Origin of the sequence: Lysinibacillus sp. C5.1 (genome assembly GCF_016350185.1) — a bacterium.
Taxonomy (GTDB): Bacteria; Bacillota; Bacilli; order Bacillales_A; family Planococcaceae; genus Lysinibacillus; species Lysinibacillus sphaericus.
Window position 1 is genome coordinate 145,838 of the sequence record NZ_CP066226.1, and the last position, 18,720, is coordinate 164,557.

The 18,720-nt window shown below is 37.5% G+C and carries 17 protein-coding genes; 8 read left to right on the top strand and 9 right to left on the bottom strand.

The window, feature by feature from the left end; translation table 11 throughout:
• Positions 1–95 precede the first annotated feature (95 nt).
• On the top strand, positions 96–1,388 hold the full coding sequence (locus tag I5435_RS00715; RefSeq protein WP_229388183.1) for a transglutaminase domain-containing protein: 1,293 nt from the start codon (positions 96–98) through the stop codon (positions 1,386–1,388).
• Between the two features lie 220 nt (positions 1,389–1,608).
• Here the strand turns inward: I5435_RS00715 and I5435_RS00720 are convergent, their stop codons facing one another.
• The 8 genes from I5435_RS00720 to I5435_RS00755 all read right to left on the bottom strand — a co-directional run bounded on the left by I5435_RS00720 (position 1,609) and on the right by I5435_RS00755 (position 11,883).
• Positions 1,609–2,556 (bottom strand): N-acetylglucosamine kinase, encoded by a 948-nt coding sequence (locus I5435_RS00720; RefSeq protein WP_024360802.1) that lies wholly within the window; start codon positions 2,554–2,556, stop codon positions 1,609–1,611.
• A complete protein-coding gene (gene argH, locus I5435_RS00725) occupies positions 2,553–4,067 on the bottom strand; it encodes an argininosuccinate lyase (RefSeq protein ID WP_337983066.1) in 1,515 nt (504 codons plus the stop codon). The genes I5435_RS00720 and argH overlap by 4 nt, the downstream gene beginning before the upstream one ends.
• Before the next feature lie 28 nt (positions 4,068–4,095).
• Positions 4,096–5,817 carry an ABC transporter permease gene (locus I5435_RS00730; RefSeq protein ID WP_337983067.1) on the bottom strand — a complete coding sequence of 574 codons (1,722 nt, stop codon included), beginning with the start codon at positions 5,815–5,817 and terminating at the stop codon, positions 4,096–4,098.
• A gap of 12 nt (positions 5,818–5,829) precedes the next feature.
• Positions 5,830–6,900 carry an ABC transporter ATP-binding protein gene (locus I5435_RS00735; protein ID WP_337983068.1) on the bottom strand — a complete coding sequence of 357 codons (1,071 nt, stop codon included), beginning with the start codon at positions 6,898–6,900 and terminating at the stop codon, positions 5,830–5,832.
• Positions 6,901–6,945: 45 nt separating this feature from the next.
• On the bottom strand, positions 6,946–8,736 hold the full coding sequence (locus I5435_RS00740) for an ABC transporter ATP-binding protein (protein WP_337983069.1): 1,791 nt from the start codon (positions 8,734–8,736) through the stop codon (positions 6,946–6,948).
• A gap of 374 nt (positions 8,737–9,110) precedes the next feature.
• Positions 9,111–10,217: an extracellular solute-binding protein gene (locus tag I5435_RS00745; RefSeq protein WP_025218353.1), complete on the bottom strand. Its 1,107-nt coding sequence runs from the start codon at positions 10,215–10,217 to the stop codon at positions 9,111–9,113.
• Positions 10,218–10,398: 181 nt separating this feature from the next.
• A complete protein-coding gene (locus I5435_RS00750; protein WP_025218354.1) occupies positions 10,399–11,301 on the bottom strand; it encodes an EamA family transporter in 903 nt (300 codons plus the stop codon).
• An 18-nt stretch (positions 11,302–11,319) separates the two neighbouring features.
• Positions 11,320–11,883 carry a GNAT family N-acetyltransferase gene (locus I5435_RS00755; protein ID WP_024360796.1) on the bottom strand — a complete coding sequence of 188 codons (564 nt, stop codon included), beginning with the start codon at positions 11,881–11,883 and terminating at the stop codon, positions 11,320–11,322.
• 444 nt (positions 11,884–12,327) lie between these two features.
• On the opposite strand from I5435_RS00755, the gene I5435_RS00760 reads away from it, so the two are divergent.
• From I5435_RS00760 to I5435_RS00790, 7 genes are all read left to right on the top strand, one after another.
• Positions 12,328–13,278, top strand: coding sequence for a carbohydrate kinase family protein (locus I5435_RS00760; protein WP_231785380.1), 951 nt, complete (start codon positions 12,328–12,330; stop codon positions 13,276–13,278).
• Between the two features lie 533 nt (positions 13,279–13,811).
• Positions 13,812–14,207 (top strand): hypothetical protein, encoded by a 396-nt coding sequence (locus tag I5435_RS00765; protein WP_337983070.1) that lies wholly within the window; start codon positions 13,812–13,814, stop codon positions 14,205–14,207.
• A gap of 103 nt (positions 14,208–14,310) precedes the next feature.
• Positions 14,311–14,745, top strand: a complete 435-nt coding sequence (locus I5435_RS00770; protein ID WP_229388202.1) for a protein-tyrosine phosphatase family protein — start codon at positions 14,311–14,313, stop codon at positions 14,743–14,745.
• A 288-nt stretch (positions 14,746–15,033) separates the two neighbouring features.
• On the top strand, positions 15,034–15,237 hold the full coding sequence (locus I5435_RS00775) for a PLDc N-terminal domain-containing protein (protein WP_029747045.1): 204 nt from the start codon (positions 15,034–15,036) through the stop codon (positions 15,235–15,237).
• Positions 15,234–16,127, top strand: a complete 894-nt coding sequence (locus I5435_RS00780) for an ABC transporter ATP-binding protein (protein WP_229388204.1) — start codon at positions 15,234–15,236, stop codon at positions 16,125–16,127. The genes I5435_RS00775 and I5435_RS00780 overlap by 4 nt, the downstream gene beginning before the upstream one ends.
• Entirely contained in the window at positions 16,124–16,906 is a 783-nt protein-coding gene (locus I5435_RS00785; RefSeq protein WP_337983071.1) for an ABC transporter permease, read from the top strand. Before I5435_RS00780 ends, I5435_RS00785 begins: the two co-directional genes overlap by 4 nt.
• 297 nt (positions 16,907–17,203) lie before the next feature.
• Positions 17,204–17,911 (top strand): CBS domain-containing protein, encoded by a 708-nt coding sequence (locus I5435_RS00790; protein WP_024360788.1) that lies wholly within the window; start codon positions 17,204–17,206, stop codon positions 17,909–17,911.
• 16 nt (positions 17,912–17,927) lie between these two features.
• Here the strand turns inward: I5435_RS00790 and I5435_RS00795 are convergent, their stop codons facing one another.
• Positions 17,928–18,653: a YetF domain-containing protein gene (locus I5435_RS00795; protein WP_229388208.1), complete on the bottom strand. Its 726-nt coding sequence runs from the start codon at positions 18,651–18,653 to the stop codon at positions 17,928–17,930.
• Positions 18,654–18,720 lie beyond the last annotated feature (67 nt).

Sequence of the window (18,720 nt, forward strand, 5' to 3'; positions counted from 1 at the left end):
TATATTATTTATAAGCACAAAAGGACTCTTAAATGAGTTCTTTGTGCTTTTTTTGTATATAATGAAAGTAGTGAAACTGTGTGAGGTGAAGATTTTTGTGGAAGAAGCTAGCGATTATAGTAATATTTATCGTTTTTATGGAACCAATCTATACAGCGGGTAAAGCGACAGTTAAGCAAGTCGTAACTTGGGCAAATAATGATGACATCGAAACGATGCTACTAGCAACAAAAGAAAAAATTGTTGATGTTACCACCAAATTTTCAGAAGATGCCTCAATTCAAACAGCCAACCCTGAAGATGTAAAGAACCAAGAGCTAGCGGTCACTGCTCCAGTTGTAAAGCAGCCTGAAACAAAGCTTGTTGTCACTAATGCGAAGGAAATGGCGGATGCAATGTACGCCTACTATAGTAGTTTTTCGCCTAGCTTTGAAATTCAATATAAAGGAAGTACGCAACGAATCGAGAAAATTGTGGAGGAGGCTTATGATAGTGCCATTAAACGAGACGATTATGTCTATGGTCATATTAGTAAGCATTCCATACGCTTTGAATATGGTAAAAAAACAGCTAAGATTTTTGGAGAACAAAGCTATTTAATGACACCGGAGCAAGCGGCTTATGTAGAGATGAATGCGCAAGAGATCGTTGCTACGATTGCTAAAAACGCGAAAACCGATGTAGAAAAGATTAAAGCAGTAAATGATTATATAGTAGCCAATACAGCTTATACTGAGCAAACAAAGTCAAGCCCACATAGTGCCTATACGGTGCTGGCCGAGCATGGTGGTGTTTGTCAGGGCTATGCGTTATTAGCACACTCAATGTTGCAAAAACTTGGTTTCGAGACAAAATATATTGTGGGTTATGTCGGTCAAGAAGGCCATGCTTGGAATTTAGTAAAACTCGACGGTCAATGGTATCATCTTGATACAACGTGGAATGATCCGGTGCCTGATCGTAAAGGGGCTATAAGATATCAATACTTTTTAGTGGATGATCGCACGATGGCACGCGATCACACATGGATAGCAGACGATTATCCGAAAGCAACAAGTACCGCTTATAGCTATTATCAAGATATTGATTTTGCTGCACAGGTAGGAAATCAACTATTCTATAGCAGTATTTCTGATGACAATAGATTATATGTGCTTGATATGACTACAGGCAAAGCACAGCGTGTCACGAAAACGCGTGCACAATATATCGTTTATGCAGATGGATGGCTATACTTTAGTAATTATTCACATGGTGCTTATTTAACGAAAATTCGCCCCGATGGAAGTGGCGAACAACTGCTGAATAAGGAAGACACGAAGGATTTATTTATTAAGGACGGTTATTTATATTTCATGACGAATGAACTAAAGAAAATGCAACTATAATTTAAATGCAGTCATTACTGTTGCTGGCTACGCAGTTTACAGTAGGATGCCACTCTTTACTTCAATCATATTTTGTTCAAGCTATTAAAAGGCTAAAAAAATAACAAAGAGACTGGGATAAAAGAGAAAGGTGTTAGATTGATGGTAGTCAATCTAACACCTTTTTGCTGCGCCGTTGTTATGTCCCAGCCTCTTTGTCGACACTTGGGGGCGTGGGATATTACAAATTGTCATACGCCCTTTTTGAACGATTAATAATATAAGATATTGGCTGATGTTGACATAAGGAAACATTAATTTTCGGATACATTGAAGTCATTTCTTGTGAAAATATTTTTAAAATCAGAGGGTTATGTTTTATAGCACCCCCATTACAATAAAAGTTAAATGGTTGGCCTTGATAACTGATTTTTTTAAGTACCGCACAAGCAAGGAGCACTAATTCATGGGCTGCCTGAGTGGATATTTGAATAGCACATGTATCTTTTTTGGCAACGGCATCGGCCAAAAATGCCCCCATTTTGGCTAATTGTGCATTTGTATAAGAAGGGCGGAATAACCATGCTGCGAGCTCGGTGACATCCTGAATACGTAAATAGTTATAAACAGCATCTTTTAATAGCGTCGCTTCCCCTCGGCCATCTTCCATCCGAAAAATGGCACGTATGACTTCCTGCCCAAGCCAATAGCCACTTCCTTCATCGCCCGCACGATGGCCCCAACCACCAGTGCGGGCAATTTGTTGCCCATCGAATGCATAGGCAATAGCCCCTGTTCCTGCGATTAGTAGCGCACCTGCTTGTCCTTCAGTGACACCTAATAAAGTAGCTTGTGCATCATTTTCGACGATTAACGTATGGATATCTAGCTGTTCCGCTGTAATTGCCTCATGAACCATTGCGGTCACATTTTGATGATCCTTTGGAGAATCAATTCCAGCCATAGCAAACGTGGCGACGGCGATTTTAGAGATAGCTTGTTCCTGCAAAAATACACGAGCTTTGCTTAATAACGCTCGTAGTATTTCTGTTGCAGACTCTATGCCGATCGCCTGATAATTGGATCCGCCCATTGTTGTTGTATATTGAATTTCACCTGACTCGGCATGTACGATGGCACATGCCGTTTTAGTTGCACCACCGTCTATTATTAGTAGCCATTTATTCATTGATCCCATTCCTCTATAAACAAAATTAATTGCTTCTCCGCCTCTGTAATAGCTAATTCTTTCTGTTGAATCCACTCAAGTAAGGTATTGGCTTGTGCCTTCGAACGTTCGATCGAAGCCCGCATCGTATCAGGTGAGGGACCACCTAGTAATGTTCGGACATTTACGAAGAACTCGGGTTTTAAAGTATGGTAGAAATCTTCTTCAGAAATAACTAACGGTTTGCCAGTAACCAATTTGGCTTGTGTATTGGCTAATCCCCACGTAAGACTTGCCAATGATTCTTCACCGTGAGCAAGCAATACTTTAATACATTTACTTACGATACTATGGGCTTGGCGAAATGAAATACCTTCCGAACGCACTAACGTATCAGCAAGTTCTGTTACATTGGCAAAGCTATTTTCTGCACGGTTTCGAAGCTTTTTCTTGTTGACATCCATTGTGACAACAAGCGAGCCAAATAATTTATATATACCTATTAATCGATCCATCGCTCGCCATAAATACGGTTGCATATCGTCCTCTGTATCAACAATATCACCAAACGGTGTATTATGTACCATTTGTAGCACTGTACTTGCATCTCCAACAACCGCAGATAGTAATGAGCGCGTATGCTCAATGGACACAGGGTTTCGCTTTTGAGGCATAATAGAGCTAATTTGAACGTATGGACTTGCAAGTGTAAAGGCGTTGAATTCCTGCGTAGCCCATAGTAAAAAGTCTTGTGATGTACGGCCAAGATTCAGTGCCGCAAGTTGCACAATACTTGCTGTTTCAGCAATATAATCAGCTCCAGCAACCGCATCCCATGCATTTTCAATAATATCGTCAAAAGCTAATAAGTCTCGCATACGCTCACGACTAATGTTAAAGCCTGTTGTCGTTAAGGCGGCTGCCCCCATACTGCTCCGATTTATTGTTTTACAGCAATGCTGCATGCGCTCAAAATCACGATCTAGCTGATCAATAACAGCTTTTAAATAATGGGCAAAAGTGGTCGGTTGAGCTTGTTGCGTATGTGTATAGCCAATCATTATCGTATCAATATGCTCCTCGGCAGCTGCAATTAAATCACCGCGTAATTTAAGCAATTCTCCCATAAGCATTAATAATTTTTTGCGCAATGTCATTCGATAAATGGCAATCCCCATATCATTCCGACTTCTACCGATATGAAGATTTCCGGCAACATCACCAGCAAGTTCAATTAATTTATTTTCAATGCGGAAAAATAAATCTTCGTATTGCGGGCTGTAATCTTCTATTCGATAATAGTTCAAATCTAGTTTTTTCAGTGCCAAAGCAATTTGCTTCGCTTCTTCTTTTTTTACAAGTCCTTGTTCTTCTAGCATTTTTAAATGGGCAATATTAATTTGAAGCATAATCGTTAAAAAATTTTTCTTTGCTTCATCATAAGCCGGTTGCAATACAATTTTCCGGTAAATATTCGAAGGAAAAATTATTCCATCCTCTTGCTGAATTTTGTTACGGAAATCTTCAAACATAATTAATGGCCTCCTAATAGAATAACAGTTATATGGCTGAGCCAGCACTGCCCTTTGATAGCTTTTCCGAAATAATAAGTACTATTAAAATTAAGCAAATTTGTAAAACACCATAGGCACAAGCAGTTCCAAATTTAAAGGCATATAATTTTTGAAATATAGCCACAGATAGCGGAATCGTAGAAGTGCTATAAATAAGAATAGAAGCTACGAATTCACCTAAACTTTGGACAAGCGCTAGTAATGTTCCTGCTAATATGCCCGAAAAAGTTAGCGGCAGGATTATACGTCGAAACGTATACCACCAATTTGCACCTAAGCTTCGTGACGCCTCCTCAATCGACTGATCTAATTGCACAAGAGAGGCTGATGTTGAACGGAAAACAAGTGGTAAATGTCTAATAAAATAAGCAAGCGGTAAAATCCAAAACGTACCAATCAGCACCTGGTTAAAGGCAAATATATTTTCAGTGCTAAAGGCAGCAATTAAATTGACAGCAACAACAGTTCCAGGCAGTGCCCAAGGAACCATAATTAAAATATCGAGCAATGTTTTCCCTTTAAAGTTGAGACGTACCATCGCGTAGGCTGCAGCGACACCAAAAAGTACATTACCAAACGTTGCGACAATACCCATTTGGATGGAGTTCCAAATAGGTCTCCACGTTCGCTCATCAGTAAAGAGTGCCACATAATGATCGACGGTGTAGTCGGTGGGCAGTATTTGGGTTTTCCATGCACCATCGACTGAAAAGGAAATTAAAATCAGCACTAAAATGGGTAAAATTAAAATCAGTGTTCCGCCAAAAGAAGCTATTGTAGCAATTATTTTCATGAATTTTGAAGATACTTCTGAGCGATGAACACTAATGCCTTTACTCAAATTTTGGTAATTTCTACGGTTTTGGTACCAGCGCATAACAATTAAAAATGAAATGGATACAAACGATAAAATCATTGACTGTGTAGCGGCCATTTCTAAATTACCATTTGTCCGTGATAAGTAAATTTGCATGGTCATCGTTCGATCGACACCAAACATTAATGGTGCCGTATAAGATGCCATTGATACCATAAAGACGAGCAAGGCAGATGCAATAATAGAAGGTGTCAACATCGGTAAAATAACCTTTGTCCATACACGAATACGCCCTGCACCTAAACTAGTTGCTGCTTCCTCTAATGATGGATCGAGTCCTTTAATAGCAGCCGAAGCGGTTAAATAGAAGTAGGTGTACATGGTAAATGTATGGACAACGATGACACCCCATATACCTTTTAAAGAAAAGGGTACTTGCTTTAAGCCGAATAAATGCTGAATTGCGCGTGGAAAAATGCCACTCTCCCCGTATAGGAATGTAAAAGAGAGTACGCCAACAAGCGGTGGAAGAGCCATTGGCACTAATACTAAAATAGATAATATGCGTCTTCCTGGAAACTCATAGCGTTCCAATAAAAATGCCATTGTTACACCAACAAGTGCACAGCAAATCACGCTAATAATGGATATATATAAACTAGTCCATAGCGCCTCAAGATTAGCAGGGCTAGCAAGGCTAAAAAACTTTTGATAATGACTAAGTGCGTGCTCTCCTGAAAAACTTTGAAGAAAAGTTTGATAGAAAGGATAAATGACATAAGCAAACAATACTAAAAACAAAGGTGAAATTAAAATATAGACAAACCATTTAGATTGCGTTAGCCGTGTCCAAACATTACTTTGATAAGAATGTACAGGTGGTTTTTCCATGTGGTCTGCCTCCTATTCTCCTAAAAAATATAGTGATTCATGCGCTATATTTAAAGTAATGCTTTCGCCAATGTTTTTTAGCTGCACATTTTTATTGATTATCATAACTTTCAATGAGAATTCAATAAAATCGACAATGTAATTTACACTTATTCCTGTAAATTCAACAAATGTGATTGTTCCAGTTAATGTATTTTCTCCAGGGCCCAGATTGACAGACTCTGGACGAATCGAAATAAACACGTTGTCTCCAATCATATACGTTAAAGTAGGGGAGCTGTGTTGCTTTCGCCCAGTTAGAACAAGTCCATGCTTTGTTTTTACTTGCACTTCATCTTCGTTAATCGCAAAGATTGTCGCTTCGATTAAATTGGTTTCCCCGATGAAATCGGCAACGAAGCGGTTTACTGGTCGATTATAAATTTCTTGAGGTGTGCCGATTTGTTTTACATAACCATTGTCCATCACCATAATGCGGTCCGACATGGACATCGCTTCCATTTGGTCGTGTGTTACATAAATGGTTGTAACACCTAACTCGGATTGAATTCTTTTAATTTCAATTCGCGTTTCCTCACGTAACTTTGCATCTAAATTCGACAACGGTTCATCGAGTAATAAAATATCAGGCTCAATCACAAGTGCTCTTGCTAGGGCAACGCGTTGCTGCTGACCACCAGATAATTCATTAATTTTCCTGCTGCCATATTGCCCTAAATGTACAAGTCCTCGAATGCGGTCAACTTTTTGTGTTATTTCCTGTTTAGAGAGCTTTCGTACTTGTAAGCCAAAAGCAATATTTTCGTCTACTGTCATGTGTGGAAACAGCGCATAATTTTGAAACACCATACCAATATTGCGTTTATTTGGCTGAAGTAATGTCACATCGCGATCATCGAAAAAAATTTTTCCTTCAGTAGGATAATAAAACCCTGCAATCATTCGCAATGTCGTCGTTTTCCCACAGCCACTAGGCCCAAGGAAGGTAAAGAATTCGCCCGTTTTGATTTCGAGATTTAAATCTTTTACACCTTGCACTTTCCCAAATTGCTTAGAGACATTTTCGATTTTGACATTTTTCAAATGCAATGCTCCTTTCTATTTTGAAAAGACAGATATGCATTGATTTCACCAATTGACATACTTATTAGCCTGTAGTTGATACAATTCCGCAAAATAGCCTTTGCTGGTCAACAGTTCTTGCATCGAACCTTCCTCTGCTATATGTCCGTCTTGCAATACAATGATACGATCCACCATATTTAAAGCAGATAATTTATGTGTTATTAATAGTAATGTTTTCGTTGATGAGAGATCTGCTAATGATTCAATCATTTGATGCTCACTTCTCGCGTCAAGAGACGCTGAAGGTTCATCTAAAATAAGAAATGCTGCATTGCGGAAGTAAGCTCTAGCAATTGCTACCTTTTGCCATTCACCACCTGAAAGTTCGGTTCCATTATCAAAGTTTTTACTTAAAACTTGCTCGTAGCCATAATCAAAACTTGCAACCAAATCCACAAGATCGCTTTTTTCGGTAACAATTGCTAACATTCCATCATCATTAGTATTCCCTGTGTCACTAATTAAAATATTTTCTTTATAAGTTAACTGGTAACGTGAAAAGTCTTGGAACACTATACCGATAATTTTGCGGTATGCGTCGATTTCATATTCGGTAATATTAATGCCGTTTAATTCAATGATTCCTTCGGTTGGCTCGTATAATCTTGTAATCAGCTTAACGATAGTCGATTTCCCAGCACCATTTTCGCCGACTAATGCAATCTTTTGTCCCATGCTGATTGTAAAACTTACATTCTGAAGTATAGGCTTGGAGGAATTAGGGTAATGAAAAGATACATTTTTAAACCGAATAGTAAATTCATTTTGTTCTAGACATAATAGCTTTTCACCTGATGAAATATCTGATCTTAAAGAGATAAATTTAAAGTATTTTTCCATATAAAGTAGCGTGTCATATAGTAAGCTTGAATTTTCTGTGAAACTTGCCAAACTTTTACGTGCGAGTAAAACTGATGAAGCGAAAATTACTATATCTCCTGCGGTAAATGTATTATTTAGTACACCAGTGACTACCCACCAAAAACTCAACCCAATTCCAATCATGCCAATTCCGACAAATATTATTGAGAAGAAAGTTTGCTTATATCTAATTTTTTTAATATCTGCATGGATTTTATCGAACGTTAACATGTATTTATTAATGAAGAAGTCAGCAGTATTATATATTTTCACTTCTTTCATATGTTCTTTTGATAGCATGACTGAGCTGTAATATTGCATCTTTCTAGCTTCAGGACTATTTATGACAAGTGTTTCAAATGCCTCTTTTTGTAATTTATAGGTAACAATAGCCTGAGGAATAATCGCAACAAACACAATGATTGCTATCAAAATATTAAAGTTTGTTAATAACACCAACATTGAAATGCCTGTTAGTACACTACTAATCATGCCCGAAGTAAAAACAATAAGGTTTACTGGTCGCCACGCAGCCTCTTGCTCAAGTATTTGTATATCATCATAAAATTCTGGATTTTCGAAGTAGTATAATCCCTTTATTTCTGAGGATTTATCCATCAAGCTTTTATTTAATTGGGCAATTAATCTATCCGTTATTAAACCTTGAAAGGTCATTTCAACAGGACCTAAAATGGCATTAATAAATGACACGATTATCCAAGATAGTACAAAGAAAATAATGACAGAATATACGATAGCATTGGTAGTAGAAATAGCATCGATTAATCCTTTCGAAAACCATAGAGTTAGAGATGGTAATATAGCTTGAAAAGGAATAATAACAAACAAAATAATAGAATAAAACTTCGAAGCACCCCAAAAAAGAGGCAGAGTTTTTACAAGAAGTTTCAAATAAGAGTAAAATGTATTCATAATTCTTCACCTAATTATACAATATATATTGTATTTATATTCCAAATACAATTTGCGTTAGCCTGTCACGCGGAATTGTTTAATTAACTGATAAAATCGCCAATTTTAAGGATAGAAATTAAAATCCGAATGACAGAAAAGCGATTCCTCTAAAAATACTTTTAATAGTATCATAGGTAATCCTCCCTCGATTTTAAGTATAATAATTATAAATTGAATAATCTGAAAAAACAAATTAGTCTAAAATTAGACCATGCTAGTATTATAACTTTATGTTTCATTACAGGTTATTTTATGAGGTACTTAAATTTTAATAAAAGGCATCAAGAGGGGCTTCTTGATACCTTTAGTCAGCACGGGTTTTCTGAGTTGCTCTATTTCTTTCCTCTACCTTTTATATTAGTATCCCAGTGTTCCATCCATGCTGCCTCTTTTTCCGACATTAACTGCCAATCAATATCAAAAGTTTTTAAATCTAATTCCTGATACCATTCTGGCATTGTCGCTTGATCAATGTCGGAGCGTGTTGGAATTTGGTAATAGTCGTTCGCTAATTTGGTAACCATCTCTTTTTCAAATAAAAATTCAACGAATAATTTTGCGTTCTCTAAATTTTTTGCCTTGTTAACAACCGCAACACCATCTACTAAAATTGGTGCACCACTCTTTGGATAGATGTAATCAAACGGATAATCTGTTGTATACTTTTTCAATAGGATATCTTGTAGATTCCATAATGAAACACTACCTTCTTGACGTGTAAGCTTTAAATAAAGTGCATTAGGATCTTGCGTATATTCTTTTGTGTTGGCATCTAATTTTAATAGCCATTCATAACCTTTGTCAGGTGTGTCGGCACCTTGACGAACAATCATGGATGAATAAATCGTGCGCATAGTTCCTGACGCTAATACCCCACGAATTAAAATTTGGTCCTGCCATTTCGGATCTAATAAATCATCCCAATCTTGTGGACCGGTTTCTTTTGTTAGTAAGTCACTATTAATCATAATGACTTCAGGTAATAGCATTTCACCGAACCAGCGACCTTCTGTATCTTTATAGTTTGCATCGATTGTGTCGATAAAGCTCGGTTGCCATGCATGGAGTAAATCCTCGTTTGCTCCAACCATTAAGGCGGATTGAGTACCACCCCACCAAAAATCTGCTTGAGGATTTGCTTTTTCACCGCGTAGACGCTCTAATATTTGTTGAGCCCCCATTGTTAAAAACTCCACTTGAATGTCCGGGTACTTCTCATTAAACTGATCGATTACGCCTTGCACCATTTCTTCATCACGCCCTGTGTAAATGACCAGCTTACCTGACGGAGATGTGTTTCCATCTGCTTTTTCAGCATTAGATGCCGTGTCGCTTTTTGCAGCATCTTTTGTCGAACCCTGATCGTTAGTGCTACTACAAGCAGCTACAACGATCAGCATCAACACAAGCAAAAATCCAAAAATACGTGTTTTTTTCATAATCATCTTCCCCTTCCTTTAGTGAGTTGCTTACATAGTGCAGTATAATACTAAAATAAAACATTAATGTTAGAATAATTAAAAAATTCTAACGTTACTACTATCATAATTTAAAAAATTGACTGTTTTCAACGGTATATTGTAAAAATTAAAAACTCCTTAAAAATGGTTTTATCCATTTTTAAGGAGTTTTTACGGGTGATTTTCGATTGGCAAGCATACTAGGTAACATCATGCCGATAATCACTAAAGCAATGCCAATTACTTGTAAAACAGTGAGTGATTCATGCAATACGATAACAGAAACGGTCACAGCTACAGGTAGTTCAATCGCACTTAAAATAGAGGCCAGTGCGCCACCCACTTTGGGTACTGCAATTGAAAATAAATAAATGGGTAAGATTATACCGAATAGTCCAAGTGCTAATCCATATTTCCATAAGCCTTCAGCAAATAATTTGCCATTCCATGCAATTTCAGGACTGAGGAAAATACTAACTATAATTAGTGCTACAAAAGAAACAATTAAAACTCTTGATGTCGTTGTAACACCTTCAACGGGACGAGAGTTAAATTGGATAAAGCAGGCAAAGGTAAATGCAGCAGCTAACCCAAATAACCAGCCTTGAATCGCAATACCGCTTAAATCGACATTCAATACACCGGCAGCCAAAATAGTCCCCGCAAATAGAATCAGTATCGAAATAACTTCAGGTCTACTTGGCAGACGCTTATGGATAACGCAATCTAACAGCAAACCAATCCAAGTAAATTGGAAAAGCATAACGACGGCTAGAGATGCAGGTAAATATTTTAATGACTCGCCGTAAACGATGCCTGTAATACCTGTAAAAATCCCTGCGCTTACTAATATAAATAGTCCGTGTTTTGAAAGTTTCGGTAGTTTTCTTTGGGTGAAGATAAAAATTGTTAAAACAAGTATAAAGCCAATGATGTATTGACTCGATACCGCCTCTGATGATGTAAAGCCATGCAACATAGCTACTTTCACGATGGTCGATAAAATGCCATAACTACTAGAAGCGATGACTATCAACAGAGGATATAATACATTTGTTTTCATGCTTAATTAATCCACATCCTAAATCTGTTTCACCATATGATGGAAAGGTTCGTCTATGATGGACCATGGTTCAGTAATCACAAAGCCCATACGTTCATATAAGCGACGAGCATCTTCTTTTTGCGTTTCAACATTCAGTGATAATTTTGTAAAACCTCGTTGTTTTGTTTGCTCAATGGCGAATTGGATTAATAGTGTACCGATTCCTTTACCACGAGCCTCTGGTGCTACACAAACTGTATCAATATAATATTCATCTTGATGCGCCTCTTGATCGATAGCGATTGAAGGAGCATTTTTCTCTTCAAGCCATTTTACGAGATTGGCATCCATTTGAATGGCTTGTTCACCATTATAGTAAACAAGGATGCCTAATACTTGTTCACCTTCCACAGCAACAAAAGTATTTAAATAAGAGTGTCTGTTGTCTTCACGTTTGAAGAGGACTGTTAGTTCTTGTTCAACCATTGAAGCTGTCTGTTCACCTGTTAAACGGTTGGCAATCTCACCAATCGCATCAATAATTAGTGGCACAACGGCACGGGCATCCTGTGGTTGTGCTTGTCGAATCGTAATACTCATTGTTAAAATCCCTACCTTTCTATAGGCAAGTATAACAAAGATAGATGATGTCTCAAGCTTTTGAAATATTCGCTACTTTATATTTAGCAAATAGTATGGCTATGGATAGACGTTGCGGTCGGTGCTTTTCGCTCAGCACAACCCTTGCAGGCGCTGTGATTCCTCGTCTTACGAACTATCAGTAGATGTCGCCATTGCTGAAAGGAAAAAAATATAATCGTTAGAAGAATAAAACAGAAAAATGTTTCAAATTAAATATAGAAAACACTGCTGTTGGCTGCCTTTAAGGGCGGGTTTTCCTCCTTTGGATGGCCAAAGTAAGCTAAAGAAGTTGTGCTGGCGTAAATGATGTATGTCTTTCATTATTTTTCCGAAAGTTTAAAACTTTATTGGAATTCAACTTTCATGTTAATCTAGAATGAATAGACTTTCGGGGGGACTACAATGACAAAGGAAGATAAGGATTATATTTTAGTCTATGGAGATGCTTTTATTGACTATATTGCTGATGATGTAACGAATACATCTTTTACTAAATATATGGGTGGCGCAACGGTAAATGTGGCTGCAGGCATTAGCCGTATCGGGGCTCCATCTGCGCTGATTACGATTACAGGAGATGACGAAGGCTCACAATTTGTCCGAGATGGTCTTGCACAAGAAGGCGTGAACCTCGATTTTGCGGTATTTAATCCTGCAAAACGTGTAAGTGGTGTATACGTACATTTAACAGAAGCATGTGAGCGAATTTTCAAAGATTATGTCGATGAGACACCCGATTTACAGGTGGAAGCAACACAATTAAATGAGGCGGCCTTTAAACATGCTTCTGCTCTCATTGTGTGCTCAGGCACAATGTTCCATCCAACTGCACTTGCAACGACTAGTGCTGCTGTTGATATGGCAAAGGAAAAAGGTGCTATTATCGCAATGGATGCCAACATTCGACCTTTACGTTGGAGCAGTGAAGAAATTTGTCGTGAGACCATCACTTCTTTCTTTGAAAATGTAGATATTTTAAAAGTCACGGATGATGAGTTATTTTTCTTAACAGAGACCACTACTTTAGAAGAAGGTATCGAACAATTAAACAGTTATTTAGTGCCGATTATTTTAGTAACAGTAGGGGAAGAGGGCACGTATGCAGTATTAAACGGTGAGGTTATACATGTACCGACCGAGAAGGTTGTGCCAGTGGACACTACGGGTGCGGGAGATGCATTTATGGCAGGCGTTCTGCGCGATGTCCATTACAACGGTTTACCAACAACTGAGGAAGAACTAGTTCGTTGTGTGAGCTTTGGTAATCGCTTAGGTGCTATGGCAGCAACAAAGCCAGGGGCGTTAACTGCATTACCGTATTATGAAGATATCAAACATTTATTAGAGAAATAAGAGTTACAGTGGGTGTAGGTCTATATAAATAAATATTAATTAAAAGATGTGCTGATTATGGTACATCTTTTTCTTTTTTACAAAGTTATTAAGTTAACATATGCCAAAACTATTTTTGTAGTTTATTTAGGAACATGCTGTTGTCCAAGTAGCTAACAGGATGAGAACGTAAGTACTTTTATTTTTATGTAACGGATAGTTTTTTTACACAATAGTGTAGCAGCTAAAGCTGTGTATTTCCTTTCCGCATACTAACTTCCAAGATACAAAATATTATTCAAGTTCATGACCATGAAGTAGTTTTTTACTTAGCTTTTTTGACATTATAGCTTAAAAATACTATATTTTCTGTCATTTTTACTAGACTGCCCCTAAATAAATAATATATTATTTAATTATTCAAAAAACTGTGAAGGGGGATAGAGTAGCAGAAAATAGTCGATTAAAATGTATAAATAAATTTTCTCTTTTGCTGTTGCCTTTTGCTAATGATGTATTATTTAATTATTCCGAAAGATAAGGAGAAGGATAAAATGGAAAAAAAGTCATTGATTAAATCGTACAAATTGTTCACAGTTCTTTTTATTTTCGCCTGTATTCTCTTTATTACAAATAATAGTACCGCATCGGCAGCTGAGTTAAGTCAACAGGAACAAGAAAAAGAAGAATTATATCAACAATATATAGAAATTTTAGAGGAAGTAAAAGCTACAGTTACATGGGGAGACGGCCTAGAAGGCATTGAAGTTTCTCCAATTGATGAATTTGAAGAAGAAGATTGGGTTTCCCCAAAAGTATTTAGACAACGAGCAATTGAGAGGGTACAATCTAGCGTTGTTGAAATTGATGAAACCGAAGAAGATTGGTTTTCCCTAGAAGCATTGAAACAACGAGTAATGGAGGTAATGAAAAAGCTTGGTTTTTCCTAGAAGTATTTAGACAACGAGCGATTAAGGCGGAACCTGTTCAACTTAATTATCTTCATAAGATCGGACATTTATTAGAGAAATAACAGCTTGGAGCGTGAATCGGATGGAAAAAAACTATGATGTGTTAGTGAAAGATCGATTATTTTTTGGTGGTGCACAGGATGCTGAAGCTGCTTTTTCAAATGAGCAGGTAGACGTTGTCATTGATGTTCGAGTAAATGGATTAACTGAACTAGAACAGCAAGCAGCACACTATAACTACAACCATCTGCCTATCGCTGATGAAGAAGCACAAGTAGCTCAGTCTATTGACACAGTAGCGAAAAAAATAGTCGCTGCCTATGTATCTGGACAGAAGGTTTACTTCCATTGTGGAAGTGGAGGTGGACGAGCAGGTGTAGCTGCGACGGCTGTGTTAATGGAACTTGGCTTAGCCGATTCTTTGGAGGAAGCGGAGTTAGCTGTTAAACAGGCTCGTTCCCAAGTAAAGATACGCCCAAATATGGCTACTGCTTTAAAGAAATTGTATGAAAAGTAGTGCTATCAACCTTAGCATCTACATGTTATCGTCTTACGAAACAAATCTATATGTAAACGCGGCCTGCCATGTTCAAATGGTGGGCTTTTTATAATTTTTAATAAATTTAAGTAACTGCGGTATGACTAATTTGTAGGTAAGTCAGATATACAAGTTACAGTTCTGCCAGAGCCGTCTTTCTTGATTTAACGCCTAGTGCAAAATTTATAAGCAAGATAAAAAATTGTTCTATACATATTATAACAAAGTTGTTATAGTGATATTAGAACAAAAGGCGAGGTGGTTTGGATGATGGAGGAGTTAGCAAATATCCCTTGGGCGATTATAGCGCCACTAATCGGCGTACAAATTATTTTAGTTATTGTTGCATTAATTGATCTTAGTAAAATTCATGCAACGAATGGACCGAAAATTTTATGGGTATTGATAATATTATTTATTAATTTACTTGGACCAATAGCATATTTTATCGTTGGGAGAAAACAATCATGACTACATTACTACAGGTAACAGGGTTGACGAAGCGTTTTGCGGAAAAAACTGTAGTGGATGCCATTGATTTTGTTTTAGAAGAGCATACCTCTACAGCGTTAATCGGACCAAATGGAGCAGGAAAGACAACAACTTTATCCATGTTAACAGGTTTATTAAGACCCTCTTTCGGTAGTGTAAACATGGTGGGGGGAGATTTACGAGCAAATATTGGGTTTTTACCGCAATATCCACAATTTCAGCCGTGGTTAAGTGCATTAGAGTTTACGGAGATGGCTGCAAAGTTAAGCGGTGTATCTGCTAAAAAGGCAAAGCAGGAAGCTCAAAAAACATTAGAATTTGTCGGCTTAGGAAATGATCTTCATAAAAAAATTGCAACGTTTTCCGGTGGGATGAAACAACGGCTAGGTATTTCCCAGGCAATTGTCCATAAGCCTAAACTACTGTTGTTAGATGAACCAGTATCTGCTTTAGATCCTGTTGGACGTAGGGAAGTACTTGATTTATTAAAAGGCTTACAGCAACAGACGACGATTTTATATTCCACACATATTTTAAATGATGCGGAAGAGATGACGGACCAGTTATTATTTTTGCGTGATGGCAAACTTGTCGAACAAGGGACATTACGTGAGGTACGCCAACGTTATGACGAGCCAAATTATGTAGTAGAGTTTAGCACAGTGGAAGAGGCGCAGTATTTTGTCAGTCAATCTACATTTAAATGTACAGTCAATGGTTGCTATGTGTCTGTAGCCATTCAAGAAGATAAACCAAGCATGCAGCAATTGCTTGAAAGCCTTACTGCTTATCCGTATTTAGTGAGAAATGTTGCACGTCAAACAGCATCGCTCGAAGAAATTTTTATGAAGGTGGCGAAACGAGTATGAGTGGCATGAACGTACTTCTTCAGAAGGAATTCCGAGAAGCGTGGCGAAGTAGAAAGTTTTTATGGATTCCACTTGTTTTTGCACTTTTAGGTATGAGCGAACCACTAACGAACTATTATATGATGGATATACTAGAGGCGGTTGGCAATATGCCTGAAGGATTTGAAATGTTGATGCCAGAATTAGTACCAGCCGATTTGTTACTTGCTACAATTAGCCAGTTTCAATTAATTGGATTACTAGTGCTAATGGCTTCTTTTGTAGGAGCTATTAGTAAGGAACGTTCAAATGGAACAGCAACCTTATTGTATGTACGACCTATTTCATTTGCTTCTTTTTTTATAAGTAAGTTTATTGTGATCAGTGCAGTTGGCTTTGTCAGTATAATAGAGGGATTTGCAGCAAGTGTGTACTATACGGTTGTGCTGTATGGAACATTTGAAGTTGCGACCCTTTTAGCAAGTATTGGTACGTATTTTATATGGGTTTTATTTGTCTTAGCGTTAACGCTAATGATGAGTGCTGCATTTAAAACAACTGTTGCGGCAACAGCTGCATTTATTATTATTTTTATTGGTCAAATTATTGATGGACTTGTTGGTACGTTTTGGACTATATCACCTTGGAAATTACCACTATACGGTGTTCAGCTTATTCGTGGCACGATGGAGATGTCTGATTATTGGTGGAGCCTAGTTATGACAGTTGTTCTTATATGTATGTGTATGAGTATCGGTGTTTTTTCAATGAAGAAAAATGCATCATCGACTAAAATCTAATTTATAGTGCCAGGCACCCAAATAATTCGGAATATTTAAAATTATTTAGGTGCCTGACACCCCATTCCACTTTGATTCTCGCGGCTTACCTTGAGCCTGCGGAAAGCGAAGTGGATTTTTACGTGCCAGGCACCTGAGCAATTCAGATTTTTCACATTTGTGTGAGTGCCAGGCACCCAAACTTATTGCACGAACTTTTCTTGGAATATCCATTACTTAGGAATATAATGTAGCTATAACTCAATATTTGTCAAATAACTCGAAAAATATAAAATATTGCTATGGTAGGTGATAAGATTGGTTACTACTCAAAATTCTGATCGCTTTCTAACGGCATTTAATCGAATTGACCATAGGCTAAGAGATATTATTGGTGCAAAAGATTTTATGCCATTTTACCGTTTAGTGGATCAGGCAAAGAAAAAGGATGTATTGGTACGTAAATATGAGGATGATTTACGATCCTATGCAGATTTACGCAATGCGATTGTCCACCATCGTACATCTATGGAATATGTAATTGCAGAACCGCATGTAGATGTCGTAGAGCGCATTGAATATATGGACGCTACGCTGGCAAAACCAACACTTGTAGGACAAATGTTCCGAAAAAAGGTGCTGGTCTTTCAAGAAAATGATTCTTTAAAGCATGTATTAAAAGTGATTCGCAGTCGGAAATTCACTCAATTTCCGGTTTACAATAAAACGCAATTTAAAGGTCTTGTGACGACTGTTGGTATTACTAACTGGCTTGCATCTGTCATGGGAGGCAATCATGTACCGAGGCACGTTCCTACATTGCATGATATATTATTACACGAAAAAAATAGAGTGAATTACAAATTTGTGAGTAGATACATAACGATTTATGAGGCTGAGGAAATATTTAAGCAAGGTGTGGAGAGAGGAAGACGTTTTGAAGCGTTGTTGATTACCGAGCACGGCAAAACACACCAAAAACTGATTGGTATTATTACCCCATTGGATATAATGCAAGTAGAATAGGCAAGACGAAACAAGCTTAAGGGCTTGACCGTCTCGCTTTATCTTTTAGACTGACATATAAAGAGCCATTCGCTTGAACTTGTGCAAAAAAGACATCTTCGTAAGTTTGGACATTTTGTTTTTTTAATTTTTTCATGACCCAATCTTCGGTTAATTCAAGTTCGACGATATTTTCTTTAATCAGTTGTCCATCGGAAATGACTTCTGTTGGTAAGTAGGTAGGTGGGGTAACATCTGCCTTTACATCTTGTTTTGTAGCGGGTTGCTCCGTAGGCTTAGCTAATACACTTAAATTACCCGTAGTCTCCAGTATGGCATATTGCACGTCTTGCACGGAAAATACAGCTTGTTCACGTAACATCATCGTTAACTCATCCATGTGTAAACGATTTTTCTTGAGCGCAGATTCTAAAATAAGCCCATTTTGAATAACAATAGTGGGCTTATCGTCAATCAGCACACGTGCTTTTTTAGATTTTATCGTAATAATGGTCATAAGATACGTTAAAACGCTCCACCAAATTAATGCAATAAGTCCTTCTAAAAAAGGTGTTTCAGACTGTGCTGCAATTTCAGAAGCAATGGATCCGAACGTAATACCTGTTGTATAGTGGAAAAATGTAAGCTGTCCTAGCTGCTTTTTGCCAAGTATTCGTGTAACAATGAGTAGTGCAAAAAAGGATAGAGATGCTCTAAGTATCATTTCAAAAACATTGGCGTGAAAAAATTCATCTACAGTCATACAACAATCAACTCCTTAAACTGCTATCGTCGAAGAATAGCTTGTGCAAAAAGAGGAATTGTATGCG

Bases quoted from the DNA above. Each gene is read 5' to 3' on its own strand.
- I5435_RS00720 (WP_024360802.1), bottom strand. From the start codon at position 2,556: ATGAATAAATGGCTACTAATAATAGACGGTGGTGCAACTAAAACGGCA.
- argH (WP_337983066.1), bottom strand. From the start codon at position 4,067: ATGTTTGAAGATTTCCGTAACAAAATTCAGCAAGAGGATGGAATAATT.
- I5435_RS00730 (WP_337983067.1), bottom strand. From the start codon at position 5,817: ATGGAAAAACCACCTGTACATTCTTATCAAAGTAATGTTTGGACACGG.
- I5435_RS00740 (WP_337983069.1), bottom strand. From the start codon at position 8,736: ATGAATACATTTTACTCTTATTTGAAACTTCTTGTAAAAACTCTGCCT.
- I5435_RS00745 (WP_025218353.1), bottom strand. From the start codon at position 10,217: ATGAAAAAAACACGTATTTTTGGATTTTTGCTTGTGTTGATGCTGATC.
- I5435_RS00750 (WP_025218354.1), bottom strand. From the start codon at position 11,301: ATGAAAACAAATGTATTATATCCTCTGTTGATAGTCATCGCTTCTAGT.
- I5435_RS00755 (WP_024360796.1), bottom strand. From the start codon at position 11,883: ATGAGTATTACGATTCGACAAGCACAACCACAGGATGCCCGTGCCGTT.
- I5435_RS00760 (WP_231785380.1), top strand. From the start codon at position 12,328: ATGACAAAGGAAGATAAGGATTATATTTTAGTCTATGGAGATGCTTTT.
- I5435_RS00765 (WP_337983070.1), top strand. From the start codon at position 13,812: ATGGAAAAAAAGTCATTGATTAAATCGTACAAATTGTTCACAGTTCTT.
- I5435_RS00770 (WP_229388202.1), top strand. From the start codon at position 14,311: ATGGAAAAAAACTATGATGTGTTAGTGAAAGATCGATTATTTTTTGGT.
- I5435_RS00775 (WP_029747045.1), top strand. From the start codon at position 15,034: ATGATGGAGGAGTTAGCAAATATCCCTTGGGCGATTATAGCGCCACTA.
- I5435_RS00780 (WP_229388204.1), top strand. From the start codon at position 15,234: ATGACTACATTACTACAGGTAACAGGGTTGACGAAGCGTTTTGCGGAA.
- I5435_RS00785 (WP_337983071.1), top strand. From the start codon at position 16,124: ATGAGTGGCATGAACGTACTTCTTCAGAAGGAATTCCGAGAAGCGTGG.
- I5435_RS00795 (WP_229388208.1), bottom strand. From the start codon at position 18,653: ATGACTGTAGATGAATTTTTTCACGCCAATGTTTTTGAAATGATACTT.